This window comes from Bernardetia aquimarina (assembly GCF_042180575.1).
Lineage (GTDB): Bacteria > Bacteroidota > Bacteroidia > Cytophagales > Bernardetiaceae > Bernardetia.
This window is the reverse complement of record NZ_CP170094.1, coordinates 4608668-4635575: the sequence shown is the minus strand read 5'-3', so window position 1 is coordinate 4635575 and position 26908 is coordinate 4608668. Positions and strand designations below refer to the sequence as shown.

The window sequence follows — 26908 nt, the reverse complement described above, 5'->3', positions numbered from 1 at the left end:
TTTTGTTATTTTTGATTTTCTCTTATTAATAATGCTATTTTAATTAAGAGGGTGCAAAATTTATAGTATATTCTTTTTCTTTTCCAAACTGAGCTAATATATCTAAAACAGCCTTTTGGAGCGTTTTCACATTTGTCCAAGCTGCTATATCTAACCAATAATGCTTAATATGTTTCCACAACATTTCAATATAATTTAAGTCTGAACAATAAGAAGGAAGGAATTGAATAAATACATTTTTTTCTTTCCACTTTTTTATTGCTTTATCTACTTTATGATTGCTGTGAGAGGTCGCTCTATCTAAAATCAAGAGTATTTTCTGCCCTTTTGCTCGTTTTTCAATAAAATTATTTACACAAGCAATAAACGTATCTGCATCCATAGATTGATAGAATTCATAAAATTCGCTTTCATTATTAGTTCGCATAAATCCTAAGATATTTGCTCCTCTAGCACGGTTGGCAGGTAAAAATACTTTTTTAAGCGTCTCCAAAGTCTTTTCTTGCCAACCATACATACTATTAGGATTTAGATGAAAACTACTCTCATCACTAAACCACACTTCTACCTCTCCCTTTTCTTCTTCTTTTAACCACCAGTCAAGCTCTTTCTTAAAAAAGTCGTGCATCCACTCATCTCGTTGAGATTTTAGCGATTTTTGTATTCGTCTCCAACTCCACTTTTTTTTTTAAGAAAACGTTTTAGAATAGAAGGATTAGTTTCAATTTGATGTTCTTTTTTCAATAAAACAACGGTTCTTTTTAAATTTTGAGGTGTTTGTTTTACAGCTTCTAAAATAATTTCTGCATTTTCAGTAGCTAAACTACTTTGAGAATGAGCCATGTTTTTATCTAAAAGCCCCAAACAGCCCATTGATTCGTACCTATCAAACCAACTTTTTATACTATTTTCACTCACATCAAATTGTGCTGAAAGCTCCTTAATAGTAAACTTATGTTTGGAACTCAAACAAATTGAACTAAATCGTTTACGTTCTCTTGGTAAGAGTTTTACATCACTACTAGATAAATAACGACGAAGTTCCTGTTCTTGAAAAATACTTAGGGGAGCTATAAAACGCATCAGAAATATAAAATTGTGTTTTTTGAAATAAAAAATCAAATCTAACAAAATTGTAGCATATAACTACTTAAAATTCCATTCACACGTTCTGCAACAGCATTTTCGTATGGGTCATAGCATTCTGTCATACTACAACGAACACGGTTTTTAATTAAAATAGTTTGATATTCATCACTACAATATTGAACCCCTCTATCTGAATGATGAATTAGTTCTCGTAAAGGATAGTTTCTGTTTTTCAATGCCATTTTCAAAGCATTTGAACAACCAACTGTTTCTAAACTATTAGAAACATCATAACCCACTATTTTTTTTGAATACGCATCTGTAACCAATGCTAAATACATCGGATTCTCCCTTGTTCCAACATAAGTAATATCACTTACCCAAACTTGCTCTGCTCGTTCAATTTTCAAATTTGCTATCAAATTTCTATGCTTTTTGAAACGATGAAGTGAGTTTGTAGTAACATGATACCTCCGTTTAGGTAAAATAAGAAGATGGTTAGCTTTTAAAATAAAAAATAGTTTATCTCGTCCCACTTTCAAGGCTTTCAAAGGAGCTTCTAAAATATGATAGAGTTTACGAGTACCAACTCTTGGCATTTGCGCTCTAACCTTTTTTACTAAATCAACTACTTTTTGAGCCAACTCTTTACATTTTTTCGTTCGCAATAAAGAGTAATAATACACCCGTCTAGTTATCCCAAGCAATTTACAGGTTTTACTTATACTTGTTGCATGCTGTTCACTAAATGAACTAATTACTTGGGTTTGGAGTTTTTTCGTATCTGAATTTTATATTCCTTTTCTGCTAAATCAATCATCATATCAAACAAAATAGCCTTTTTATCTAAAGTAGATAGCTCTTCTTGTAAAGTAGCATTTTGCTTTTTTAGATGACGAATTTCCTGTTCTTGTTCTATTAAACGTTGTTCTGCTGTTTTCATAGGACGAATTACTTTATAAGAATGATCAAAATTACCATATTTATCAAGCCAATTCACAACTGTTTTTCGGCTCTGAATACCATAATTCCGTTGGGCTTGAGTGACTGTAAAAAGACCTTGTTCAATTTCCTTAACTACTTGAAGTTTGAATTGCATGGTGTAGTCTTTCTGTGTACGTTTAACATATTTACGTTCCATAATAAAATTAGTTGTGTAACACTATATTAGGACGACACACCTGCTAAAAATAAAAGAATGAGAAATTCTAAACTACGTTTTTTTTCTTCATATACAACAGGGTCAGGTTTCTTAACAGTTACTTTTCTGAAGCGTTTCCAACACCATTTTTTTTTTAAGCAACCTTTTTAAAGTCTTGACTGACATAGATTTACCCAATTCCTCTTCCAATTGAGAAACAACTACTTTCAAACTTTGAGGACTGGCTTCAACTAGAGATTCTACTTTATTCATTTCTTCTTCATTATCTATACGAAGAATAGGGCGACGACCTTGTCCTTTACTCGTCTCTAATCCTGCTATGCCCTCTTTTTCATACCGATTAAACCAACGAATAACTAATTGGCGAGTAACTTGATAAAAATCCATTATCTCACTAACCTTTTTTCCTTGATGGCTTAAAAGAATGTAATGACAACGAGTACGGAAAGTTGATGATTTACCTTCTTTCCAACCTTGCTCTAAGGAAGATACTTCCTCTATACTCAAACTAATAAAACGTTTTTTTCCTCTCATAAAACAAAGATAAAAAAAATATTTAATAATTTTGTCTAACTACTTATATAAATAAATTTAATAAAAATATATTTTACTAAAAAACAAAACTTGTTTAATTTTCTAAAAATAGGATTAAAACTCTGTTCAATCAATATAAAATCATCAAAAGCAAATAAAATTCCCATAAAATTTTATTTTTACGAAAATCCTATATTTATAGGTCATCACAATCTGTCTGCCTCCTCAAAAGGTATCTTAGAAATGATTACGACCTGCTAAAGCAGCGAAGCTAATTAAAGATTAAAAATATAATACACTGAATGCCAATGACTTACTACTTCTAAATGAGTACTTTATTTAATTTCTATTCCTTAACAGTTTAAACTTACTCTTTCTATTTTTTTAGATATGTTTTATTTTGATCATTGTTATTTCATAAAAAATGCCTTCAAAATATAAATATTTTAAAGGCATTTTTTAATTAACTATGCTGCTTTTGCAGGTCATAATTTTTAATTGATTTTTACTCCTCATAAGCCCAATCAATCCTGTCTTTCATATCTTTAAAGACAATACCGATTTCTTTTGCTTTGCTTCTCAAATAATCTACTTTTTCGTAGTTTCTAGCTTCTTTTGCTTCTTTATACATTTCTACTAAAGTAGCTATCATTTCTTTGAGCAGTTGCTCGCCTTGTGGCAACTCTTCTTTTATTCCCAAAACCTGTTCTGTAAAATCAATCAATGTACTTTTCAGTTTATCAAAAGATTCCTTAGAGATTTGAGAAAAATCAAGTTGTCCAGCGTGAAGCATATTTATTTTCTTGACAAGATTAAACAAAGCTGCAATAGATTTGGCTGTATTAAAATCATCATTGATTCCTCTAAAAACAGAAGTTATAGATTTTTGAATATCGCTTTCTTGTTTTTCATCAATATTTAATTCAATTTCACTAGGATAGTCTAGACTTTTTGCATTTTTAATTCCATTCATTAGCTTAAAATAGCCTTTTTTGGCTGCCTTCAAAGCATCGTCGGTAATATCCATCGTACTACGGTAATGCGTTTGAAACATAAAAAAGCGAAAAACCATTGGTGAATAGGCTTCTGTCAAAAGCTCTGAATTTCCTGTAAAAAGCTCTTCTGGCATAATTACATTTCCCAAAGATTTTGACATTTTTGTACCGTTCATAGTGAGCATATTCGAATGCAACCAATATTTTACTGGCTCTTTTCCTGTTGTGGCAACAGCTTGTGCAATTTCACATTCATGATGAGGAAACTGCAAATCCATTCCCCCACCGTGAATATCAAACTCATCACCCAAATATTTTGTACTCATTACAGAACATTCCAAATGCCACCCTGGAAATCCTTTTCCCCATTGTGTATCCCATTGCATCAAATGTGAAGGGTCTGCATTTTTCCAAATGGCAAAATCTACATTATTTTTCTTTTCTTCTTGTCCGTCTAATTTTCGTGTTCCTTGTCCTTCTAGTTGCTCTTCGATATTTCTGCCAGAGAGTTTTCCATAATTGTGGGATTCGTTATACTTTACGACATCAAAATAAACAGAACCATTCGACTCATACGCAAATCCATTTTCAAGGATTTGTTTTACCATCTCAATCTGTTCTATCAAATGCCCTGTTGCAGTAGGTTCAATGCTTGGTGGAATATTTCCCAACTCCAACATCACATCATGAAAGCCATTAGTATAACGCTGAACAACTTCCATCGGCTCAACCTGTTCCAAACGAGCTTGTTTAGAGATTTTATCATCGCCTTCATCACTATCACCAGTCAGATGACCTACATCGGTAATATTACGAACATACCTCACTTTGTATCCCAAATAACTCAAATATCTATAAACGACATCGAAAAACGTAAATGTACGACAGTTTCCCAAATGCACATCATTATAAACCGTAGGACCACAAACGTACATGCCGACAAATGGCGCACTAATAGGTTCGAATTTTTCTCGTTTGCGAGTAAGTGTATTATAGAGTAGAAGGTCTTTTTCAGGATTCATTGACAAGATATTAATATAATTAACCGTCGTTGAGGCGTTGCCGTCAACGAGGATTTGAGTTTATTACCTCAACGACGGCTTTATGCCTCGTTGACGGTTCAAAAATAATTTACAATAACAAAGTTACCAAAAAACACCAAGTAGTAACAAAAAAATTCCAGTTGCAGAAATATTTTTGCAGCGTTTTGAGGTTAAAGTTGCGTAATCTAGGAAAACTATTAATAAATCTTAACTTTCAAACCTATAAGGTTTCTGAAAACCTTATAGGTTTAGTACACTAAACTATGAAAAAATCTATACTTTTTATGCTCTTACTTTTCTCAATTTGTTATTCTGTTTTTGGGCAGATTAGTGTAAAGGGTAAAATAGTTGATGCACTAGGAAGACCTATTTTACGTCCAGTAGCTATCAAAAATTCTGATTCTACCTATTCAACTACTACTAATACTGGAAGTTTTGAGATAGAAGTAAAGAGCAAAAATGATTCTCTTATATTTTCTTCTGCTGGTCGTGATTCTCAAAAATTTATTGCAAATAAAATTATAAATGACTCAACAATTACATTAAAATCAAGAAATGTCTGTACATATAGAGGCGTGGGAGTTGTGAGAGTTGTCTATGTCTCACCTTTAAAAATAAACTCTTGGAATGGAATTTTTTATAATCCTTATGGAATTATAATAAGTAAAGGTTTCTACTTGAATAAGGAACAAGAGAATAGAACATATTTTTTATTCCGAGCAGGATATAGTACTAATTTTAAAAATAATGTAGATTTTTATGGTAGTGCAGGAACAGACCTATTAGGACAACATATTTATTATACTTTTCAACAAACAACTATCAATAAAGCAGAAACAGAAAGTAGCATTACTACACACCTGCTAGAAAGTAGTAGTGGAGTTAAATATTTTGGCATTATGTACGGAATAGGTTATCAACAATTTCAAAGAAAAGGTATAGAAAATAACTTGAAAAAAAACTGGGGGGCAAATATAGGAATTGCAAAATCTATAAAATATGTAGGTACTCTTTACTTTAAATCTCTCTATTGGCAAGACTACTGGGCGTGGGATATTCGTCTGAATAAGAAATTTCGTTATAAAAGACGATTAAGATTTAACACGGATATAAACTATCGCCAAACCACACAAAATTTTAAAGAAGTCAATCTAACTTTAGGATATATTTTTTAACCAAAAACTTATGAAAAAATCTATACTTTTTATGCTCTTTCTTTTGTCAATTTCTTATTCTGTTTTTGGGCAGATTACTGTGAGTGGGAGAGTAATTGATAATTATGGAGAACCTGTGATAGGAATAATAATTAAAGTAAAAGATACTTTACAAGGAACAGTAACAGATATTGATGGAAAATTTATAATTGAAGTTAAAGACGAAAATACTATTTTAATTTTTGAACGTCATAATATGACCCCATTAGAGTTGAAGGCTTCTGTAATACTTGCAATAAAGGGCGAAGTTTTTTTATTTTCTGACATGGATTGCATACTTACAACAAAAACCATTGCTGTTTATGAAGGATCTTTAGATATAAATTATTGGAGTGGAATTTTTTATAATCCTTATGGAATTATGATAAGCAAAGGTTTCTACTCAAAGAAAGAACAGGAGAATAGAAAATACTTTTTATTAGGAGCTGGATATAGTACCAACTTTAAAAGTAATTCCGATTTTTATGGAGGATTTGGAACAGATGCAATAGGGCGATATATGTATTATATTTTTCAACAAACTACTTTCAATAAATCAGAAACAGAAAATAGAATAACTACTCACTTTATAGGAAGTAGTAGTAATTTGAAATTTATAAAAACTTCTCTTTCTTATGGAATAGGTCATCAAATATTTTCTAAAACAGGAATAGAAAACAACAAAACAGATAACTATGGGATTCGCTTAGGTTTATCAAAAAGAATAAAATACATAGGGGCAATTTCTGCAAAATCATTCTACTGGCAAGACTACTGGGCGTGGGAAGCAAATATAACTAAAGACTTCAAAAGAAAAATTCATACTTCCATTTCCTATCGCCAAACCACACAAGATTTTAAAGAAATTAATCTGACTTTAGGTTATATATTTTAACCAAAACCTCAAAAATTTATGAAAAAATCTATATTTTTTATACTCTTACTTTTCTCAATTTCTTATTCTGTTTTTGGGCAGATTAGTGTGAAAGGAAAAGTTGTTGATGAAAATGGAGAATCTCTGCCTAATGCTACTATTCAAATAAAAGGAACAGAAAGAAGCACACAAACTGATATTAGTGGAAATTTTGAAATAGAAGTAAAAAGCCACAATGATATTTTGATTTTTAGCTTTGTGGGTTTTACACCAAAAGAAATAAAAGTTTTTGAAGTACCCTCAGAAATTATATTAGAAACAGGAGAACTTCAAATTGTATATTGTGGTAATGTAAATATGCACCATACACCTTTAAAAATCAATTATTGGAGTGGTCTTTTTTATAATCCGTATGGAATTACAATTAGTAAAGGGTGGCATTATTTACCTATTCTAAACTCTACTTATTTGAGTGCAGGATATAGTACAAACTTTCAACACAATCAAGATTTTTATGGACGAGTAGGAACAGAAATATTTAAAAGAAATATTTACTATAAATTTCAGCAAACTACTTTTGAAGAATCAGGGAGTAAACACAATATAACAACCCACCTTATAGAAAGTAGCAGTAATATAAAAATTGCAAGACTAGTATATGGATTAGGCTATCAAAAATTTACCAAAGTTGGGCTAGAAAACGGTAAAAAAGAAAACTACGGAGTTCAATTAGGACTTTCAAAATATCTCCGTTTTGCAAAAACAAGTATCTCAGCAAAATCCTTCTACTGGCAAGACTACTGGGCGTGGGAAGCAAATCTGAATAAGTCAATTTATTACAGAAAACTAAGACTAAATACAGCTATTTCCTATCGCCAAACCACACACCATTTTAAAGAAATTAATCTGACTTTAGGATATATATTTTAACTGAACCAAGCTTATTTCAGTTAAGTTTGCAAATTAAAAGTCCTACCTGTTTTAATTAAAAAAATCTCTACCAAAAAAATGAATTTCTGATAGAGATTTTCTTTAAATTATTGCAGAATTATTATTCAATAATAACTTGTCTTGAATAAACTTTATTGTTATGATTGAAGTGAATCAAATACATTCCTTTTGATAGGTTGTGGCTATTTTTTACATCAATTACAAATTCTTGATTTCCTTTTTCAAAAACTTGTGTATGTATTTTTCTACCAATTCCATCAAAAATAGTTACTTCTGTATTTTCTAGTAAAACAGTTTCGAACTGTACTTTGAAAATTCCATTATTTGGATTTGGATAGATTTTGAAAGAAGCTGTTTTTGTCTCTTCTTCTCCTGTAACCAAATTAAGAGGGAAATAAACAATATCAGTTTGATAGCTACAACCATTTTGATTAGTAACAATAGCATAATAATTACCTTCTTGTGCTGGACTAATTTGAGTTTCTGAACCTAGATTTGTAGCTAGTTCTCCTTCAAAATACCACTCTATATTTGTGATTTGATTTTGACCTATTTGAGTTTCTAAATAAAGACTTCTTTGTTCTTCATTTAATCTCAAATCAGTAGGAATGATTTCGAAGGTATTGATTTGAAAGGTTTCAGAAACAGTTGTACACGAGTTTTCTATATCAGAAATTGCTTCAACAGTATAAATACCTGCTGCATCTGCTGTAATAGAACTTCCTGTTTCATTTATTTCATTTCCGTTTCTTAACCATTTATAAATAACTCCATTTTCTCTATTTTGGACAGAAAAAGTTACTTCTGCATCTGCACAAACAGAATCTTGATTAGCTGTCAAAACAGGTATTTGTGGTCTTGTCGCAACTGCTACATTTATTGATGTACTTACTTGACAATCACCTTTAGCCACCAAAAGTGTATAAATTCCTGATTGAGAAACAGCTACATTTTGTTCTTCTCCTACGAGATTTCCATTCAAAGACCATTTGTAAGTGGCATCTTGTCCTGCAGAAACAGCATTCAAAGTTCCATTCTCACAGAAAGTAATTGAATTTTGAGTAGTAGTATTTTCTTCTATCTGTGCTGTTATTACTTGATTGAGCAAAACTTGTACAGGTTCAGAAATCGATTCACAAACTATTTTATTGATATGTACCTCATAGCTTCCTTCACTGGTAGCTGTAAATGTTTGTCCTCTTCCTACTTCGTTTCCATCTAAAAACCAAGTATAAGAGTTTGCATTTGCTATGTACTCAGCTTGTAAAACTAAAGAATTGGTACAGCTATATTGCATACTTCCTCTTAAAATAACTGCATCAAAAGTAGGTTGAACACGTACAGTTATTTTTCTGCGTTCGCCTTCTTTTCCACTTTCTGCACCTATTGCACTAATATAAAAATCAGTTTGAGTATTTACAGAAGGTAGGTTGAATGTTGTATTATTGCTTGCAGCAACTGGACTTCCTCCGTTTTCTTCTGAATATACTCTGTATGTACTTCCTGTTCCATTTTCTGCTGATGAAAGTGTTACAGAAGCTATTCCTTCTCCACAAACATCAGTTACTAAAGCAACACTAGGAGGATTTGGAGCAGTCCAAAATTCAAATACAGAAGGTTCTGAACCTACGCCATTAATGATAGCAACAAGTTCGTATCTATACAATGTATTTGCAGCAAGGTTTGCATCAGAATAATTAATAATTGAATTTGAAAATGTGCGAATAAGAACGCCATTTCTGTACAAACAGAATGTAGAAATAGTGTTATAAGTAGTCCAAGATAAATCTACACGATTAACATTATATGTATTTGGAGTTCCTGTAAAAGCTAAATCTGGATTTGGATCTACAGATCCTCCACCTGTGCTTCCTCCTGTACCTGTTCCTCCTCCTGATGGTGGTGGTGGCGTTGTACTTACTTTTGTTGCTTGAATAGCAAAATCATAACTAGCTTCATCACAATCATTATTATTTACTGTAATATTTGCAGAAGATAATCCTAAAGATGCCGATGAAAACGTAACATCAAATGTAGAAGTAGAACCTGCCAAAACAGTTGTAGGAATAGTAGAAACAACAAAATCTGTATTATCACTTGTGATTGAAGAAATAAGCAAAGGCTGTGTTCCTGTGTTTTCAATGGTATAAGTTACTGTTCTGTCAGTTGTTACATCTCCAAAATCGGTATTATTATTTGTGCTAGGAGCTGTGCTTCCATCTGTAATAGAAACTGAATTTCCTGTTACATTTATTTCTACTGGAGCAGTAATCGTAACTGTTTGAATAGCTGTGACAGTATTTCCATTTCCATCGTCTGCTGTCCAAGTTACATTTGTCAGACCAACAGGGAAAACAGTTGGAGCATCGTTTGTAAATGTTGGTATTCCACAATTATCTGTTCCTGTTGCAGTTCCTAGTGTTAGATTTGAAGCTGTACAAACTCCTATATCTGTATTTGCTGTAATGTTTGTAGGTGCTATAATTGTTGGAGCTTCTGTATCTATGATGATTACATTTTGATTGACAGTGGCAATATTTCCATTTCCATCATCAAATGTCCAAGTTACAACTGTTGTTCCTTGTGTTATAATTGGAAATACTTGTCCCGTTGTTCCTGTAAGTGTTCCTGCACAATTATCAGTTGTGGTTGGAGGTGTTAGAGAAACAATTTCGCATTGTGCTGTTTCATCGGTTAGTATTGGAATAACAGGATTTATATTATCTACTGTTCCTGTTCCTTGAATAGCAAATATATAAGGGTTTTCATCAGCATCATCGTTAGATATTTCAATAGTAGCTGCTCTAGTTCCAGTTGCAGAAGGGTTGAAAGTAACTATAAATGTTTCACTACCACTTGTAGCAACTGTTGTAGGAATTGAACTAACTACAAAATCTGCTGCATTTGTTCCTGTAACAGTAATATCAGTAATACTCAATAATCCTGCACCACTATTTTGAACTGTAAATATTTTGGTAATTTCATTTGTTCCACATTCTGTTACACTTCCAAAATCTGTATCAGCAGTTGTGCTTGTAGAAGTTGTTCCACTTGTAATATCTACCCCATTTCCTTGTACATTTATTTCTGGACATGTTCCTCCTTGCGTATCTCCAGATATTGTCCAATTATAAGTATTTATAAGTATATCACGAGCATCTGCACCTGCACAATAGGTAAGGTCATATGCTCCTAAATCAACTCCCAAATTTACGTTTTGAGTTGCCCAACCTATGAGAGTTGCATCGTAATTTGCTATAGTTAAATTTCCATTTAAAAACATCCAACTCATATTGGTTACATTTTCTATATTCCAGTTTCCAATATCTTGATTGAAAGCATAAGCATGAAAAAACATATAACTCATGTTAGTTACATTTTGCGTATTCCAGTTTCCAATATCTTGATTGAAAGCATAATTTTCAAAAAACATACCACTCATATCTGTCACATTTTCTGTATTCCAATTTCCAATATCTTGATTAAAATTACTAGGATAGAAGGGTAAAAATTCAAACATATAACTCATGTTAGTTACGTTTTGTGTATTCCAGTTTCCTATAGGTTGATTGAAAGCAGGGGTATATTGAAACATTTGACTCATATTCGTGACATTTTCTGTGTTCCAATTTCCAATAGGTTGATTAAATCTAACGGCATTACGAAACATACTACTCATATCTGTCACATTTTCTGTATTCCAATTTCCAATAGGTTGATTAAAATTACCTGCAGACTCAAATATATTATTCATCAACATAACTGTTTGAGTATTCCAATTGCCAATATTACCGTTAAAAACATTACAATTAGCAAACATAAATGACATATCTGTTACTGCACTAAGATTTGGAACATCAGTAGCATTATAATTAAGACTAGAACAACCATAAAAAGCACTATTCATACTCGCCCAAACTTGTGTTCCCCATTCTTCAATAGTTTTGAGTTTATCTATATTTGGAAAATTATTATTCATATAAAAATGAGGGAAATCTCCACTAATAGCAATTTCATACGTACTATTATTTTCTAACCCTGTAATGGTATAATTTCCTGTTTGTGCTGTTGCAGAACCATCTCCTACTCCTGCATTGGTAAGATTTGTCCAAGTAACTGTATAATTATAACCTGTTCCATTGGTAGGAATAGTGATTGTTCCATCAGTGGTTATCCATGTGGTACGGAAAGCTTGTTCAACACCTGTACCTTGCACTACAAATGTATAAGGGGAATTAGTTACATCGCTATTTTCAATAGAAATAGTTGCTGTTTGTATTCCTACTGTATTTGCTGTATAAGTAACAGTAAAAGTAGCACTACTAAGTGGAGCTATTGAGGTAACTGTAAAATTACTGACTGCAAAGTCAGCAGAACCACTAATAGAAATAATTGGTGTTCCTGTTAAACCCAAAACTCCACAACCATTATTTTTGATTGTAAAAGATTTTGTAATTAAACTATTAATAGATATAATTCCAAAATCTGTATTGTTTGCCGTTTGAACAGTTGTAGAACCGTTTTGTATTTCTGTGTTGTTTGATGTGATACTTATACTACTTCCTGTTATGGCTTCTTTCATATAAACAGCACCAGAAGCGATTCCGTTTGTTCCATTACTTGTTGCACCTACAATATAATCTGTATCAAGAGCAACAGAATAACCAAAATGAATAGGGGAAAGAGGGTTTGTATTTTCTGCTTCTAATCTATTATCTAATTGCCAAGTTGAGCCATTAAAACTATAATCATATACAATTCCAAAATTACCCACACTTGTAGGTTGATGATTTGCACCTACTAAAATACGATTATTTGACATTGTTACTGCAAAACCATAATGCCCTCCTCCATCAGGTGAGGTAAGTTTTTGTTCTTCTTGCCAAGTAGAGGTTGCATCATCACGTTTGATAACATATACTGAATTTGAAATTGATGCAGCACTTACTCCAACAACAGCTCTATCGTTAGAAATAGATATATCTTTACCAAATCCAGATACATTAGGTGCATCAGAAGAAATTACTTTTGATTCTCTTATCCAATTCGTACCATTCCTTTTAAAGAAATAAACAGCACCAGTCGGAGTTTCAAACATATCAGTAATAGCAAGATAATCTCCATCAATATCTAAATGAATACCAAAACTATTACTTGTTGTGGTATTATCTCCCATCAAAGTTGCATTATTATTCCAAAGTATTCCATCGTATTCTAAAACATAAGAAACTCCAACATTTGTAGAAGTATTTCCACCAATAAGAAGCATGTTACTTGAAATAGCTGCTGTTTTGAAATCTCCTGAAAAACCAAAATCGGCTGCCATAAATCGGTTTAGGAAAGTCCAAACTGTTCCACTTCTCTGATAAATATAAATAGCAGATTCGGAAGGCGAACTCACTACTGCAAAATTATCTGTTATATCTACTTTTGTTCCGAAGTTGTTCCAAGTGGTTGGATTAAGAGTAGTAAAGACAGCATTTTGTATCCAACTACCATTTACTTTTTGATAAATATAAGCCTCTCCTGCTTGTGCAGAGGGAGTAACGATTCCGTAAGGAACAGGCTTTCCAATAATAGCATATTCTCCAAAAATGGCTACATCTTGTCCAAAATGGTCATCTAAGTTTACATTCGAACCTATAAAAGCTGTTTGTTGGGTAGGCTGTATTAATTCTCCTCTTACCATAAAAGTATAAATAGAATTAGTTACATCACTACTTTCAATAGAAATTATAGCATTTTGAGTTCCTATTTGATTTGGTGTATAAGTAACTGTAAATGTTTCACTACTAAAAGGAGCGATAGAAGTAACTGTAAAATTACCAACTGCAAAATCTGAAGAGCCACTGATAGTAATGAGTGGACTCCCAGTCAAATCTAAATTTGCACTCCCATTATTTGTAATAGTAAATGATTTAGTAATTAGAATTGGACTACAAGCATCTGCACTTCCAAAGTCTGTATTGTTTGCTACGTTCGTAGTCGTAGTTCCATTTGCTATGTCTGTACTATTTCCTTGTAGGTTTATTTGTGGAGTACATAATAAATTATCTCCTGTAATAATCCAGTTATTAGGTGCTGATGTAAGTGTATTTCGTGCTGTTTCAGCGTTACAGTAATTTAGTCCAGCAGCTCCTAATTTTATTTCTGTATTCACGTTTTGAGCTGCCCAGCTTGTAAGAGTTGCGTCGTAGTTTGCTGTACTTAGAGCCGTTTGATTCAGCATAGCACCCATTCCGTCAAGAAAATCTACCTGCGTAACTCCTGTTATATCCCAACTAGCAAGGCTTTGATTAAATGCAAGAGCCATTTCAAAAGTACTAAACATACTAGTTACATTTGAGGTATTCCAATTATCAAGTGATTGATTAAAAGCTCTTGCACCACTAAACATCCATCTCATATCAATTACACTTGAGGTATTCCAATTATTAAGAGGTTGGTTAAATACAAAAGCATGATCAAACATAGATGAAGTAAATATAACATTTGCAGTATTCCAGTTTCCAATAGGTTGATTGAAAGCATAAGCAGCACTAAACATGGAACTCATATCTGTTACACTTTCTGTATTCCAATTTCCGATAGGTTGATTGAATACAAAAGCGTGGTCAAACATACGATGCATAATTTGCACATTTGAAGTATTCCAGTTATTCATTGTTTGATTACCGTCAAACGCATTGCAACTAGCAAACATAGCTGACATATTTGTAACGACTGATAAATTAGGAACATCGGTCGCATTATAAGTAAGCTCAGAACAGCCTACAAATGCTGCTTCCATTGAAGTCCAAGCAATATCTCCCCATTGCTCAATAGTTTTGAGTTTTATCCTTTCTGTTATTACACTATTACCCATATAAAAATGAGGAAAATCTCCACTAATAGCCACTTCATACGTGCTATTATTCTCTAAGCCTGTAATGGTATAGTTTCCTGTTTGACTTGATGCAGAACCATCTCCAACTCCTGTATTAGTTAAATTTGTCCAAGTAACTGTATAATTATAACCTGTTCCATTGGTAGGGATAGTGATTGTTCCGTCTGTGGTTATCCATGTAGTACGGAAAGGATTAATTGGAAAAGGTGGTTGGCTATAAGTCATATTGATACCCAAGCCAATGAAAAGAAAGGTAAGAATAAGAAAAGAAGTTAAACTTCTTGTAACTTTTTCATTACTTAAAAATAAATATCGTAAGTTATTCATAAAATATATGAGAATGATAAGAACAATAAAATGAAAAAAAGAAATATTTTCCATGAGATAAAAGCTGACATCCTATTAACAACTGAAAATAAACTTTTATTTAAGAATACAAAGGTATGACTTTCAAATTTATAACACAAAATACTTACATGTACAAATTAAGTTTAGTCTAAAAAGTATACCATTATTCAATATATACAACATTCATAAAAATATATTATTAATATAATTAATTTTTGTTGTTTATTGGTGTACATAGTATTTTAGTATGAAAACTATTTTCAAAGTTTCTTTCGAAAATTTGTTTAGTATTCTACATAATACAATTATCAAGTAATACAAGAAACTTGATTAATTAAAAGAATAAGAAATGACAAATATATAGTGAGCCATTCAATAACTTGAAATAATCAACATCACGAAGATAAGTGTATGTAGCCATACTTAAAAGTTGCTTTTAGTATTTGTATAACTATTCACAAAAACCGTTATTGATAAAAAAGTATTTGTCTTATTTACTTATAACTGTTGTTCTCTACCCTAGAGTAAATACACCTATATCAATATTTATTTCTTTGCTCTTATCAGATTTATTATTGTAAACTGATTAAAAAAACCTCTCTAAAATGTTATATTTCAAAGAGGTTGTATTATATTTATTTTTTGTATAGTCTTTTTCTGTGATTTACGTCCTATTTATTCCAAATTATGATATACTTCTTGAACGTCATCTTCTTCTTCTAATCTGTCGATGAGCTTCATTACTTCTTCCTCTTGCTCGTCATCTAGCTTTTGTGTTGTTTTTGGAATGCGCTGAATATTTGATTTTTTTGGTTCAATTCCTTTTTCATCTAAGAATTTTTGCATCTGCCCAAAATCTTCAAATTTTGTATGAATGACAATGATTTCTTGTTCTACCCCTTCTTCTACTTCGATAGTTTCTGTTGAGATGTCTTCTGCACCAGCATCGATAAAATCAAGTTCTAGCTCGTCCATATCTACTTTGTCAGCTTCTAGTTCGAAAACTCCTGTTCTGTCAAACATAAATTCTAATGAACCTGTTTTTCCTAAAGCTCCTCCACAACGATTGAAGTGCATTCTTACCATAGCAACTGTTCTGTTTGAGTTGTTGGTAGCACATTCTACCACTACAGGAATTCCGTGCATAGCATATCCTTCATATACAATTTCTTCAAAATCGCCATCTTCTTTTGAAGAAGCTCTTTTAATAGCAGCTTCTACTCTATCTTTTGGCATATTGAAGCCTTTTGCATTTTGCATTGCCGTTCTGAGGCGTGGATTCGTGTCTGGGTCTGCTCCTCCCTCTTTTACTGCAATGGCAATTTCTCTTCCTACTTTTGTAAAGTTACGAGCCATTGCGCCCCAACGTGCAAATTTGGCTTTCTTACGATATTCAAATGCTCTTCCCATTTCTATATTGATTTATAAAATTCTGTTTTGTTCTAAATTGACTAATATTCCACAAAATTAAAAAAAATAGTTGAAGGCTGCTTATTTCTTAGAAATCTTTGTTGTAGAAAAAATATAAATTATTCCTCAACCACCCTCAACTTAGCAAAACTCAAAATAAGTGTTTTATCGCCTTCTGTATCAAAACCAATAATGGCACGTTTTCCACTTGTCGAAGAGTCAATTTTTTTGACTGTTCCAAAACCAAATTTTGGATGTTCTACTCGGATTCCTTCTACAATATCTTCTGATTTGCTAGAGACAAAAGGAGAATTATTATTTACAGACTTTAAAGGTTTGAGTTTACTTCCCGTTTTGGTAGTTTCTGTGTCTTTATTATTGTCTTGAACTGCACGATGACGCATAAAATTGGTCATGTGATTCGGATTATTTTTTTGGATAGAACGAGAACGAGCATTGAATAATTCTTGGTCAATCTCAAATAGAAAACGAGAAGGTTCGCACGAGTTGAAACTCCCATAACGATAACGCTGCAAGGCATACGAAAGCGTCAGACGTTCTTTTGCACGAGTAACGGCAACATAAAACAAACGGCGTTCCTCCTCCAAATCTTGCTGCGATGCAATCATTCTTGATGAAGGAAAAAGTTCTTCCTCCATTCCAACCAAATAAACATATTCAAACTCTAGTCCTTTGGCTGCGTGAATGGTCATCATCGTAACGGCATCTTCGTCTTCACTAGCTTGGTCGACAGAAGATAAAAGTGCAACTTCTTGTAAAAATAATGAAAGCGAAGTATCTGGTTCTTCTGTTGTGGCTTCACTTATTTTATTCTGTACAAATTCTTGTGTTGCATTCAAAAGTTCTTGAATATTCTCATATCTTGCTCTTCCTTCTAGGCTTTCATCATCAAAAAGTGCTTTTACAATTCCTGAATGTTGAGCTATATATTTTGCTGCTGTAAAAGCATCATTTTCGGAAGCAATTAATTGAAAGGCTTTTGCTAATTCTCCAAACTTTTCTACACTTGTTCCTGCTCTTCCTTTTAGATAGGCTGATGCGTGGCGAGTTACTTTCGAAATTGGAACATTATTTTCTCTTGAAGCCAAAAATACTTTCAAAACGGTTGTATTTCCGATTCCTCTTTTTGGGTTATTGATTGACCTTCTCAATGCTTCTTCGTCCTCTGGATTGACTGCCAAACGGAAATAAGCTAATAAATCTTTAATTTCTTTTCGTTGATAAAATGAAAGTCCACCAATGATTCTGTATTTTATATTTAGCCTTCGAAGAGCTTCCTCCATTGACCTAGATTGTGCATTGGTACGATATAAAATGGCAAAATCGTTTAATCTAGCATTTTTTTGCGCTCTTGTTTCAAAAACATTTCCTGCTATTATTCGTCCTTCTTCTTGGTCTGATGTAGCTCTAATTAATTCTATTTTTTCTCCTGCAATATTTTCTGTCCAAACGTTTTTAGGAATCTGATTTTTATTGTTTTTAATAATTTTGTTGGCAGCTTCGACAATCGTTTGGGTAGAACGATAATTTTGTTCTAATTTAATAATTTCTAAATCGGGATAATCTCTTTCAAAATTCAGAATATTACGAATATCTGCACCACGAAAGGCATAAATACTTTGTGCATCATCTCCCACGACACAAATATTGAGATTTACGGCAGCTAATTTTTTGATAATTTTGTATTGAGCAATATTTGTATCTTGAAACTCATCAATCAAAATATACTTAAAACGATGCTGATATTTGTGTAGAATATCTTTATGGTCACGAAAAAGCACAAACGTTTGATACAATAAATCATCAAAATCCATTGCATTGGCTTGAAAACAACGAGCTGCGTAGGTTTGATAAATCTTTCCAAAATGTGGACGTTTTGCCATGGCATCTTCCGACAAAAATTCTGCATTCTGATTGTATTCTTGTGGAGAAATAAGCGAGTTTTTCAAACTACTAATTCGATTATAAATTCCTGCTGCTGCATAAATTTTGTCATCTACTCCCATTTCTTTGACGATATTTTTTATCAAAGATTTCGAATCATCGGTATCGTAAATACTAAAACCTGAACGGTAGCCCAATCTATCGCCATCAAAACGCAAAATACGAGCAAACATAGAGTGAAAAGTTCCCATCCATAAATCTCTGCCTGTACTTCCTGCCAAATCTTCAATACGACCACGCATTTCTTTGGCTGCTTTGTTGGTAAAAGTAAGAGCCAAGATTTGCCAAGGAGAAGTTCCATTTTCTAATAAATTAGCTATTCTATACGTCAAGACACGAGTTTTTCCCGAACCTGCTCCTGCAATCAATAGACAAGCCCCTTCCGTTTTGAGTACGCCTAATTGCTGTTTTTCGTTTAAGTCTTTTATGAAATCTATCATTTTCTATATGTTTTTTTTAACCGTCGTTGAGGCTTCGCCGTCAAACGAGGTTTTATTTTTTCGTTTCTATTCTACTAAGCAAAGTTACTGAAAAATTAGCAAGGGAAATAATTATGAAAGAGAACTGGTTTTTAGTTTATCCAAACATTTGCAGATGAACCAATATCACTTTCTAAACTATTTTTGATTGAATGGTTATCTTGTGTTACAATGAAGTTTATTACTGTCGTAGGAGAATTTGAATGGATTGTTTTTATAGCTTTTTTCAAAATATCTACCTCATCACTATCATATTTCTCTTTTTTCAACTTGATAGAATTTCCATTTTTTGTAGTTATAGTTATATCATCTAAGTCATCTGAATAACGAGATAAGTAACGAAAACTAATTTTACTAATATTTTTATAATCTGTAAAATAATTTACCTTTTCACTATCAAAATAAATAGATAGAGATGATTTGTCAAAAAACAAAAATGGTTGTTCTTTTAGTTGATTACCTATTTTATTTTGTTTAGGTTTTAATAATGGATAAATAACTGAAAGTAAAAAACGTATAAATAATACCACAAGTACAACTAAAAAAATGACTCCCTCTTCATTTTTACTAAAGCTTCCTATTGTTATTAGTGCAAAGAAAATCAAAAGTACAAGTAAAGTAACTGTGGTAAGCAAAATAGAGTTCTTTTCTAAATTTAAAACTTTTCTTGTTTTAGTGATAAAACCAATACTTTCAGGCAGACGAATAAACGTTGATTCTCCTTGCCATAAATTATCTAAATTTCTTTGAAGAAACTTTTTCTTTTTTGAAGCAGAACCTGCTAATATAAAATACAAGTTGTTTCTATTGGCTCTATACTTTAAAGCAAAATCTTTGTTTCTAGGAAATTTAGAAAGTGTTTTGTCAGATTCACAATGCTGTTTTCCAATATATTCCCAACTAGACTTAAAAAAAGCGGATTTACATTCTGCACAAAAAACCACTTCATTTCCTTCAACAATCAAATCTCCTGTAATTGGGTCTTTGCGTTCTTCTTTTAGAAAATGAATGTGTTTTTGATTGGATATTTTGTGAATGTGCATGCTTTACCTAACTATTTTCTTTAGATTGTTTTTCACTTTCAAGAGGTTTTTCAAATTCTATTCTATCATAAATTCTACGAAGTGGAATAGAAAGCGTTTAAGTTTCAGAAATTTCTAACTCAAGTGCATTTTCCAAACTAGACAAAAAACGAATATCCCAAAGTGAAGTCGGACTTTTCCTAGAATAAATATCAATTTGTATTTTGTTTTGTTCTATCAAAACATAATGACGAAGAGAAGGGGTTTGTGTGTTAAGAACGAAATTGCATTTCCACACAATAAAATTGGCTCTTCCAACTTTTTAGCAATTTTAATTTGATATGCACTAGAGGTCTGAGCAAGTTAAAATAAACATTCGCAGTTCGGAAAGGCTTATGTTTGTTTAAGTCAGACCTTCAGTACAGACTTAAACAAAATACAAAATATTCTTTTTTGTGTGTAAAATGTCGGAAGAACCATAAAATTTTGAGTTATTTTAATTTTGCAAAAATTCTAATAATTCAAAGTTGTACGCATTATATCCCTGTAAAAAGACTGAAATATGATACAATATTAAAATTAAATACCTTAAATCTTAGATTTTTTAATTATTTTTTGCATATTTGAAATAATTTAGCTTAACTTATCGTAGCTTAATCAAACTATTTTTGTTTCTTTGTACTTGAATAACATATCATTAGACAAAGTAAAGCCAAAAAGTTAAATAAGCCATAAAAAATACCAGATATAAAAGCAAAAACAACAAACTAAAATAGATTTTTGGTAGTTGAAAAAAATAATTAACTTAAAGACTATAAATCTGCTAAAATTACATTATATTGTAAGCTACATTCAGTACTACACATTTTTAGAGTAAAATAATTTTAGTATAATTAAAAATATAAATTATAAAAATAAGAGTAAAATCTTGAAACGAGCATTCAAAATAATCATTCAATGATGTCAGACGTTACAAATTATAATTTCGGAACAGAGCCTTCAATCATCAAAGTAATTGGTGTTGGTGGTGGTGGTGGCAACGCTGTTGCACACATGTATTTGCATGGAATAAAAGGAGTAGATTTTTATATCTGTAATACAGATATACAAGCTCTTGACTTGAGTCCTGTTCCCAATAAAGTACAAATAGGAAAAACACTTACACAAGGATTAGGTGCAGGAGCAAACCCTGAACGTGGTAGAAGTGCTGCCATTGAAAGTAAAGAAGAAATAAAGAAAATATTAGGCGAAAATACCAAAATGCTTTTTATTACTGCTGGAATGGGTGGTGGTACAGGTACAGGTGCAGCCCCAGTAATTGCAGAAATTGCTCAAGAATTAGGAGTTTTGACTGTCGGAATCGTAACTGCTCCATTTAGTTTTGAAGGAAGACCTAAAAGAGTACGAGCGCAAGAAGGTGTAAATGCACTTCGTGAGCATTGTGATACAGTTTTGGTAATCTTAAACGACCGTTTGAGAGATGTCTATGGAAAGGCTTCTATGCGTGAGGCTTTTCGTCAAGCAGATAATGTCCTTTTAAAAGGAGCAAAATCTATTGCTGAAATTATTACTGTTTCTGGTACAATCAACGTCGATTTTGAAGATGTTCGTACAGTTATGCAAGGTGCAGGAGCAGCCGTTATGGGTTCATCTACTGCTGAAGGCGAAAACAGAGCAAGACGTGCAGCCGAAGGAGCAATTTCTTCTCCTCTTCTTAATAATACCAATATTTTTGGAGCAAAATATATCTTGCTTTCTATTGTTATTGGAAATGAAGAAGAATTCCAAATGGATGAGCTTGAAGAAGTTACAGATTATGTACAAGAGCAAGCTGGAGATGATGCAGAGATTATCTTTGGTCAAGCTACCGACGAAACACTTGGAGATAGTATTAGTGTTACTATTATTGCAACTGGTTTTGAGCATTCAGAAGATTTGCCACCAGAAAGACCAGAACGCAAAGTATATGACCTTACAAGTAATAAAAGAATCAAAAATAGAATCGAAGTAAAAGACTACGAGAAAAAAGATTTTTTTGAAGAAAAACAAGAAACAACTCAACACAACAGAGTAGAACCACAAGTTGAAAAGCAACAACCTGTGGAAGAAACAAAACCTGTTTATACAGAACCTAAAAAGAATGAAAAAATAATCTTTAGTTTAGAAGATGATTATTTTAATGAAGACGATTCAAAAAAAAAAATAACTAACCAAGCACCACAAAATACGCCTGCTGTAAGTAGTTATGGCTTTATGAATCAGAATTCTCAAAACACTCACAATCAACAAAATACAAGTTCTGTGGAGAGCAATGGAAATTATTCTTCTCAAAATCAAAATACAGTTACTCAAAATCAAGTCGCAGAAAAAAGAGTCGAACAGCAAAAACCAATTTCTGTTCCTACAAAAAGTCTTTCAGATTTGAGTGATGAAGAATTACAAGAACGTAGAGATGTTCCTGCTTATCTTCGTAGAAATATAAAATTAAAAGAAATGCCTCATTCGTCAGAGTCTTCAAGTTCTCGTTATAAAGTAGATGAAGATAATGAGCTTTTGGGAGGAAATCGTTTTTTACATGATAATGTAGATTAACTCTTAATTTTGAATCTAAAATGTAAAACGCCTTTTTTAAATGAGGCGTTTTTTTATGAACAAAACTAAGTACAATAATAAAAACTCTTGTATGAAATATTTAGTATTGAAAAAAATATCGCAATTATAGAAAAAGAAGAAAAAATAACCTACCCATCTATTATTATTCATAGTACAGATATAAAAGGTTTGGTTCTTTTCCACGAAGAACATGAAAACCTTTTGACAATAAAAGATGCCACAAAAGCTGTTTCAAAAAGCAAAACTCAAAACATCTTAGAACTATCTTTATTTTCAGATGAATATAATTAAATTAGCCAAACCATTAAATGAATTCACAAAGAAAGATTATATAAAAATTTTGGAATATATAGTAAGTTTGAAAAGTGAAATTAAGTTGTATGTAGAAAAAAAGCTGTTTTTTACTACAAAAATCAATTAAATAGTCAAAAAGAAACATGAATAACAAAAATATAGACCTTCGCAGCGATACTTTTACACTTCCTTCTCAAGCTATGAAAGAAGCTATAATGAATGCAAAAGTAGGCGATGATGTTTGGGACGAAGACCCAACCGTGAAAGAATTAGAAGCAAAAACAGCCGATTTATTTGGACATGAAGCTGCTCTTTTTTGTCCTTCAGGAACAATGACAAATCAGATAGCTTTAAAAATACTAACACAACCACAAGATGATATTATTTGTGATATTCGTTCGCATATTTATCAGTATGAAGGAGGGGGAATTGCTTATAATTCGTTTTGTTCAGTTAGGCTTTTACAAGGCGAAAAAGGAATTCTGACTCCCAAAATGATTGAAGAGGTTATTTTGCCTGATGATATTCATTTTCCTCGTTCAAGAGTTGTTGCATTAGAAAATACCGTCAATAAAGCAGGAGGAAGTTCATACCAAATGGACGAAATAAAAGCTATTTCAGAGCTTTGTAAGAAAAATGGTTTGAAACTCCACTTAGATGGAGCAAGAGTTTTTAATGCTTTGGTATATCGTAATCAATCAGCCAAAGAATTAGGACAGTATTTTGATACTATTTCGGTTTGTCTTTCGAAGGGATTGGGTGCTCCTGTGGGTTCTGTTTTGGTGGCAAATAAAAAACTTATTCATCAAGCAAAACGAGTACGAAAAGTTTTGGGAGGAGGAATGCGTCAGTCTGGTTTTTTGGCAGCAGCAGGAGTTTATGCCCTTGACAACAACATAGAAAAATTAAAAGAAGACAATCAGAATGCTGGAAAAATTACTGAACCTTTAAAGCAAAATAAGCTAGTAGAAGAAGTTATTTTTGAAGGAACAAATATTGTGTTGTTTCGAATTGAATCAAATTATTCGTCCGAAAAATTCAAAAATGAATTAGCTAAAAAAGGTGTTCTAGTTTCTAATTTTGGAAAAGAATGGCTAAGAATTGTTACACACTTGGATATTTCTAAAGAAATGATTGAAAGGGTTTGTAATGAAATTTTGGAGATTAAAAGAGAAGGAGTTTCAGTTTAGTTGAGATTTTCGATAGCATATAAATCAACTTATTTTTCTAACTACAAAAACCTAAACAAAAATGCCAAACTTTCAAGACAGAACAGATGCAAGTCAAAAATTAGCTCACAAACTCATCGACTATCAAAAAAATAGTGACACTATTATTATTGGTGTTGTAAGAGGAGGTTTAGTAGTAGCTAGTGAGGTAGCCAAATTTTTAGAGTTGCCATTAGATTTTATTGTTGTTAGAAAAATTGGTTGTCCAAATAATAGAGAATTGGGCGCAGGAGCAATAACACAAATGGGAGAAATAGTATTTAAGGAAGCAATTTTGAAAAAACAAGGATTAGTTGCAGATGATTTTAAAGAAATTATAGAGGAAGAGTTGGCTGAACTGCAAAGACGAAAAGATACCTTTAGAGAATATCAAAAAGAGCAAAGTATCAAAGGAAAAACGTATACTACTAGACATTTTCAAATAAATAGGTCAGCCTCGTAGGGCAGACCGTCTATATAAAACTAAAAATAAGTAAAATTGACTACTGGGTAGGAAAAGACGTGTCTTTTCCCTACAATTCTCAAAATATCAAATGATAGACGAAAACGAGTAGGTGCAAAAATTGTCAAAGAACCTATTATTTTAAAGAAATGCAATTAATAGGCATATAGAGATGAGTTAGAATTAATAATTTAAACCTTCTGTCAGAGTATTCTATAGATTCTGCTGTGGACAATAATCAAAATCAAATAAAAAATGAACCTCCTAAAAATTGTTCAAAACCTAGAAAATAAAACTGATGAAGAACGTTTTGATTTTATCATCCATTTTTTGGAAAAACACCAAATAAAGTATCAAATTCATCACTATAAAACAGGCAAAAATATAATTATCAGAATAACCCACAATACAGAAACAAATAAACCTTTTATCGGAATAAGCTCGCATTTTGATGTTGTTCCTAATTCTGGTGGTGCAAATGATAATGCTACTTCAATAGCTGTTTGTTTGGATATTTTGATTAGAATAAAGGAAGAAGTAAAACTAAACCCTTCTTTTTTAGAGAACCTAGCTTCTGATATAACTGTTTTTATTTTTGATGAAGAAGAGAAAAATCTTCTAGGTTCAAGAGCTTACATAATGGAATTTGGAAGACAAGAAATACGAAAAGAAAAACTAATCGGACTTATAAATCTTGAAATGTTGGGACAGGGAGATAAACTTGCACTTTGGAATTTGGAAGAGAATTTTGAGGCTGGGAAACTGCTACAAACACTAGAAAAAACAGCAAAAGAAAAAGGTGTTTTTACAAAGCGTTTTGATAAAATTGTTACAAATTCGGCTGACCATGTGAGTTTCAGACATGCAAAACTTCAAGATGCGTTTACAATTACGTGTATTTCCCAAAAAGATATAGAGATTTCTTATCAGTATTACGAAGCACAAGAAAATGGAGAGAGTTTTTTTAGGTTATCAGAAATTATAAATCAAGCTCCTATTTTTCAGCATTATCACAAACCAAGTGATTTGAGTAAACATTTGAATGAAGAAAGTATGAAAAGAGTGTCCAATTTGATTTGGGAAACATTACTCAAAATATAGCTTCTTTTTTTGAATTAGAGAGCTTTGAAAAACGAGAAATTAATTTAGGATAATTCAAAAGAAGTAAAATTTACATGAATAATTATCAAAGAATGAAAAAACTTAGGGCAAACGCACGAAATTTTATTTTTTAAGAATTGGTTCAAGCGAGGACGCTTAAATCAGTTTTTGTCTAATTCAAGCGTCCTCGCTTGAATTTTAAAACTAAAAAAATAGGTCAAAAAGAGTATAAAATTACACATTTTATTTTCGTGCGTTTGCCCTGAAAAAAACTAGATAAATCTAATTTTAATAATAAATGATTTTACGATACGTTTCTGATGTTATTTTATAATTTTCATCTGTTTTTACATTATTTTTGTCAATAGTACTAGAATGAGTTTTTTCTTGAGTATGAGGATTTATGTCATATGAAGTAGAAGTTAAGAGTTGCACTTTTCCTTTTAAATTAAAATCTGCCAAAGTATAACGAGGCAGTAAAGGATTTTTGAATGATGAAATCAAAAAAATAAGCAGAATTAATAAAAGACACTTTTTCATACAAATATGTTTTTGATTAGATATTTTATGGATGTGCATTATTTTTTTTGCAATGATTTATTTATCATATTCTATTCTATCATAAATTCTGCTAAGTGGAATAGTAAGCGTTTCGGTTTTAGAAAGTTCTAACTCAAGTATATTTTCTAAGCTAGATAAAAAACGAATATCCCAAAGTGATGTATGACTTTTCCTAGAATAAATATCGATTTGTATTTTGTCTTGTTCTATCAAAACATAATGACGAAGAGAAGGGATTTGTGTATAAGCACGAAATTTATCACCTCTGTCATAGCCTTCTGTAGATTTTGATAAAACTTCTATAATGACAACAGGGTTTTTAAAAGCATCTTTTAGGTTTTCAGATTCTTCTGGCTTTCCACAAAAAACCATTGCATCAGGATAAACATAAGTATTCTTGTTTTCTAGCCATAATTTTGTGTCATTATTTTTTATTTGGCAAGACTTATCTAGTAATGCTAAATGAATTCTAGCCGAAATATTCATTGTAATTGTATTATGATTATCTGTTCCTCCTGCCATAGCATAGACATAGCCATCGTGATATTCATATTTTTGATGGTTTTCTTGTTCTAATTTTAGATATTCTTCTAATGTTAGTTTTTCATTTAATGGATAATTTACTTGTGGTTGCATGATTTTTTGATTTACGTTTTTGTTGTTTTTACAAGTTAATCAATTCTACTAAAATTAAAGAATAGAGATAAATAAAACTGT

The 26908-nt window shown here is 31.8% G+C and carries 21 protein-coding genes; 8 read left to right on the top strand and 13 right to left on the bottom strand.

Annotated elements, in window-relative coordinates; all coding sequences use genetic code 11:
- Positions 1 to 43: 43 nt before the first annotated feature.
- The 6 genes from ACE193_RS19785 to cysS all read right to left on the bottom strand — a co-directional run bounded on the left by ACE193_RS19785 (position 44) and on the right by cysS (position 4802).
- Positions 44 to 628: an IS630 family transposase gene (locus ACE193_RS19785; RefSeq protein ID WP_375558686.1), complete on the bottom strand. Its 585-nt coding sequence runs from the start codon at positions 626 to 628 to the stop codon at positions 44 to 46.
- Between the two features lie 20 nt (positions 629 to 648).
- Positions 649 to 1083 (bottom strand): hypothetical protein, encoded by a 435-nt coding sequence (locus ACE193_RS19780; RefSeq protein ID WP_375558687.1) that lies wholly within the window; start codon positions 1081 to 1083, stop codon positions 649 to 651.
- A gap of 41 nt (positions 1084 to 1124) precedes the next feature.
- Entirely contained in the window at positions 1125 to 1847 is a 723-nt protein-coding gene (locus ACE193_RS19775) for an IS3 family transposase (protein WP_375563372.1), read from the bottom strand.
- Positions 1847 to 2230, bottom strand: coding sequence for a helix-turn-helix domain-containing protein (locus ACE193_RS19770; RefSeq protein ID WP_375559769.1), 384 nt, complete (start codon positions 2228 to 2230; stop codon positions 1847 to 1849). The genes ACE193_RS19775 and ACE193_RS19770 overlap by 1 nt, the downstream gene beginning before the upstream one ends.
- A gap of 111 nt (positions 2231 to 2341) precedes the next feature.
- Entirely contained in the window at positions 2342 to 2785 is a 444-nt protein-coding gene (locus tag ACE193_RS19765) for a helix-turn-helix domain-containing protein (RefSeq protein ID WP_375558679.1), read from the bottom strand.
- 505 nt (positions 2786 to 3290) lie between these two features.
- Positions 3291 to 4802: a cysteine--tRNA ligase gene (cysS, locus tag ACE193_RS19760; RefSeq protein WP_375559938.1), complete on the bottom strand. Its 1512-nt coding sequence runs from the start codon at positions 4800 to 4802 to the stop codon at positions 3291 to 3293.
- A 284-nt stretch (positions 4803 to 5086) separates the two neighbouring features.
- Here cysS and ACE193_RS19755 point away from each other — a divergent pair, with 284 nt between their 5' ends.
- From ACE193_RS19755 to ACE193_RS19745, 3 genes are read left to right on the top strand one after another with little or no spacing between them, the layout of a single operon-like run.
- The gene (locus ACE193_RS19755) at positions 5087 to 5998 is read left to right on the top strand and encodes a carboxypeptidase-like regulatory domain-containing protein (protein WP_375559937.1); all 912 of its coding nucleotides are present in this window, start codon (positions 5087 to 5089) and stop codon (positions 5996 to 5998) included.
- 10 nt (positions 5999 to 6008) lie between these two features.
- Positions 6009 to 6911, top strand: coding sequence for a carboxypeptidase-like regulatory domain-containing protein (locus ACE193_RS19750; RefSeq protein WP_375559936.1), 903 nt, complete (start codon positions 6009 to 6011; stop codon positions 6909 to 6911).
- Positions 6912 to 6929: 18 nt separating this feature from the next.
- Entirely contained in the window at positions 6930 to 7820 is an 891-nt protein-coding gene (locus ACE193_RS19745) for a carboxypeptidase-like regulatory domain-containing protein (RefSeq protein WP_375559935.1), read from the top strand.
- A gap of 121 nt (positions 7821 to 7941) precedes the next feature.
- Here ACE193_RS19745 and ACE193_RS19740 read toward each other — a convergent pair whose 3' ends face one another.
- The 5 genes from ACE193_RS19740 to ACE193_RS19720 all read right to left on the bottom strand — a co-directional run bounded on the left by ACE193_RS19740 (position 7942) and on the right by ACE193_RS19720 (position 20249).
- Positions 7942 to 15054, bottom strand: a complete 7113-nt coding sequence (locus ACE193_RS19740; RefSeq protein ID WP_375559934.1) for a BspA family leucine-rich repeat surface protein — start codon at positions 15052 to 15054, stop codon at positions 7942 to 7944.
- A gap of 696 nt (positions 15055 to 15750) precedes the next feature.
- Positions 15751 to 16485 (bottom strand): YebC/PmpR family DNA-binding transcriptional regulator, encoded by a 735-nt coding sequence (locus ACE193_RS19735; protein ID WP_375559933.1) that lies wholly within the window; start codon positions 16483 to 16485, stop codon positions 15751 to 15753.
- 119 nt (positions 16486 to 16604) lie between these two features.
- A complete protein-coding gene (locus ACE193_RS19730) occupies positions 16605 to 18890 on the bottom strand; it encodes an ATP-dependent helicase (RefSeq protein ID WP_375559932.1) in 2286 nt (761 codons plus the stop codon).
- 131 nt (positions 18891 to 19021) lie between these two features.
- A complete protein-coding gene (locus tag ACE193_RS19725; RefSeq protein WP_375559931.1) occupies positions 19022 to 19972 on the bottom strand; it encodes a hypothetical protein in 951 nt (316 codons plus the stop codon).
- 97 nt (positions 19973 to 20069) lie between these two features.
- Positions 20070 to 20249: a hypothetical protein gene (locus ACE193_RS19720; RefSeq protein ID WP_375559930.1), complete on the bottom strand. Its 180-nt coding sequence runs from the start codon at positions 20247 to 20249 to the stop codon at positions 20070 to 20072.
- A 662-nt stretch (positions 20250 to 20911) separates the two neighbouring features.
- Between ACE193_RS19720 and ftsZ the strand changes: the two genes are divergently transcribed.
- The 5 genes from ftsZ (at position 20912) to ACE193_RS19695 (ending at position 25630) form a co-directional block, all read left to right on the top strand.
- Positions 20912 to 22543, top strand: coding sequence for a cell division protein FtsZ (gene ftsZ / locus ACE193_RS19715; RefSeq protein WP_375559929.1), 1632 nt, complete (start codon positions 20912 to 20914; stop codon positions 22541 to 22543).
- An 87-nt stretch (positions 22544 to 22630) separates the two neighbouring features.
- Entirely contained in the window at positions 22631 to 22855 is a 225-nt protein-coding gene (locus ACE193_RS19710) for a hypothetical protein (RefSeq protein ID WP_375559928.1), read from the top strand.
- Between the two features lie 146 nt (positions 22856 to 23001).
- Positions 23002 to 24048: a threonine aldolase family protein gene (locus ACE193_RS19705; RefSeq protein ID WP_375559927.1), complete on the top strand. Its 1047-nt coding sequence runs from the start codon at positions 23002 to 23004 to the stop codon at positions 24046 to 24048.
- A gap of 61 nt (positions 24049 to 24109) precedes the next feature.
- Positions 24110 to 24529: a phosphoribosyltransferase family protein gene (locus ACE193_RS19700; RefSeq protein ID WP_375559926.1), complete on the top strand. Its 420-nt coding sequence runs from the start codon at positions 24110 to 24112 to the stop codon at positions 24527 to 24529.
- A gap of 255 nt (positions 24530 to 24784) precedes the next feature.
- Positions 24785 to 25630 carry a M28 family metallopeptidase gene (locus ACE193_RS19695; RefSeq protein ID WP_375559925.1) on the top strand — a complete coding sequence of 282 codons (846 nt, stop codon included), beginning with the start codon at positions 24785 to 24787 and terminating at the stop codon, positions 25628 to 25630.
- A 288-nt stretch (positions 25631 to 25918) separates the two neighbouring features.
- Here the strand turns inward: ACE193_RS19695 and ACE193_RS19690 are convergent, their stop codons facing one another.
- The gene (locus tag ACE193_RS19690) at positions 25919 to 26170 is read right to left on the bottom strand and encodes a hypothetical protein (protein WP_375559924.1); all 252 of its coding nucleotides are present in this window, start codon (positions 26168 to 26170) and stop codon (positions 25919 to 25921) included.
- 57 nt (positions 26171 to 26227) lie between these two features.
- Positions 26228 to 26827: a Uma2 family endonuclease gene (locus tag ACE193_RS19685; protein WP_375559923.1), complete on the bottom strand. Its 600-nt coding sequence runs from the start codon at positions 26825 to 26827 to the stop codon at positions 26228 to 26230.
- Between the last annotated feature and the right edge of the window lie 81 nt (positions 26828 to 26908).

What these genes read in the sequence shown, in the direction of transcription:
- ACE193_RS19785 (WP_375558686.1), bottom strand. Translation starts at nt 628, where the DNA reads ATGCACGACTTTTTTAAGAAAGAGCTTGACTGGTGGTTAAAAGAAGAA.
- ACE193_RS19780 (WP_375558687.1), bottom strand. Translation starts at nt 1,083, where the DNA reads ATGCGTTTTATAGCTCCCCTAAGTATTTTTCAAGAACAGGAACTTCGT.
- ACE193_RS19770 (WP_375559769.1), bottom strand. Translation starts at nt 2,230, where the DNA reads ATGGAACGTAAATATGTTAAACGTACACAGAAAGACTACACCATGCAA.
- ACE193_RS19765 (WP_375558679.1), bottom strand. Translation starts at nt 2,785, where the DNA reads ATGAGAGGAAAAAAACGTTTTATTAGTTTGAGTATAGAGGAAGTATCT.
- cysS (WP_375559938.1), bottom strand. Translation starts at nt 4,802, where the DNA reads ATGAATCCTGAAAAAGACCTTCTACTCTATAATACACTTACTCGCAAA.
- ACE193_RS19755 (WP_375559937.1), top strand. Translation starts at nt 5,087, where the DNA reads ATGAAAAAATCTATACTTTTTATGCTCTTACTTTTCTCAATTTGTTAT.
- ACE193_RS19750 (WP_375559936.1), top strand. Translation starts at nt 6,009, where the DNA reads ATGAAAAAATCTATACTTTTTATGCTCTTTCTTTTGTCAATTTCTTAT.
- ACE193_RS19745 (WP_375559935.1), top strand. Translation starts at nt 6,930, where the DNA reads ATGAAAAAATCTATATTTTTTATACTCTTACTTTTCTCAATTTCTTAT.
- ACE193_RS19740 (WP_375559934.1), bottom strand. Translation starts at nt 15,054, where the DNA reads ATGAATAACTTACGATATTTATTTTTAAGTAATGAAAAAGTTACAAGA.
- ACE193_RS19735 (WP_375559933.1), bottom strand. Translation starts at nt 16,485, where the DNA reads ATGGGAAGAGCATTTGAATATCGTAAGAAAGCCAAATTTGCACGTTGG.
- ACE193_RS19730 (WP_375559932.1), bottom strand. Translation starts at nt 18,890, where the DNA reads ATGATAGATTTCATAAAAGACTTAAACGAAAAACAGCAATTAGGCGTA.
- ACE193_RS19725 (WP_375559931.1), bottom strand. Translation starts at nt 19,972, where the DNA reads ATGCACATTCACAAAATATCCAATCAAAAACACATTCATTTTCTAAAA.
- ftsZ (WP_375559929.1), top strand. Translation starts at nt 20,912, where the DNA reads ATGTCAGACGTTACAAATTATAATTTCGGAACAGAGCCTTCAATCATC.
- ACE193_RS19705 (WP_375559927.1), top strand. Translation starts at nt 23,002, where the DNA reads ATGAATAACAAAAATATAGACCTTCGCAGCGATACTTTTACACTTCCT.
- ACE193_RS19700 (WP_375559926.1), top strand. Translation starts at nt 24,110, where the DNA reads ATGCCAAACTTTCAAGACAGAACAGATGCAAGTCAAAAATTAGCTCAC.
- ACE193_RS19695 (WP_375559925.1), top strand. Translation starts at nt 24,785, where the DNA reads ATGAACCTCCTAAAAATTGTTCAAAACCTAGAAAATAAAACTGATGAA.
- ACE193_RS19690 (WP_375559924.1), bottom strand. Translation starts at nt 26,170, where the DNA reads ATGAAAAAGTGTCTTTTATTAATTCTGCTTATTTTTTTGATTTCATCA.
- ACE193_RS19685 (WP_375559923.1), bottom strand. Translation starts at nt 26,827, where the DNA reads ATGCAACCACAAGTAAATTATCCATTAAATGAAAAACTAACATTAGAA.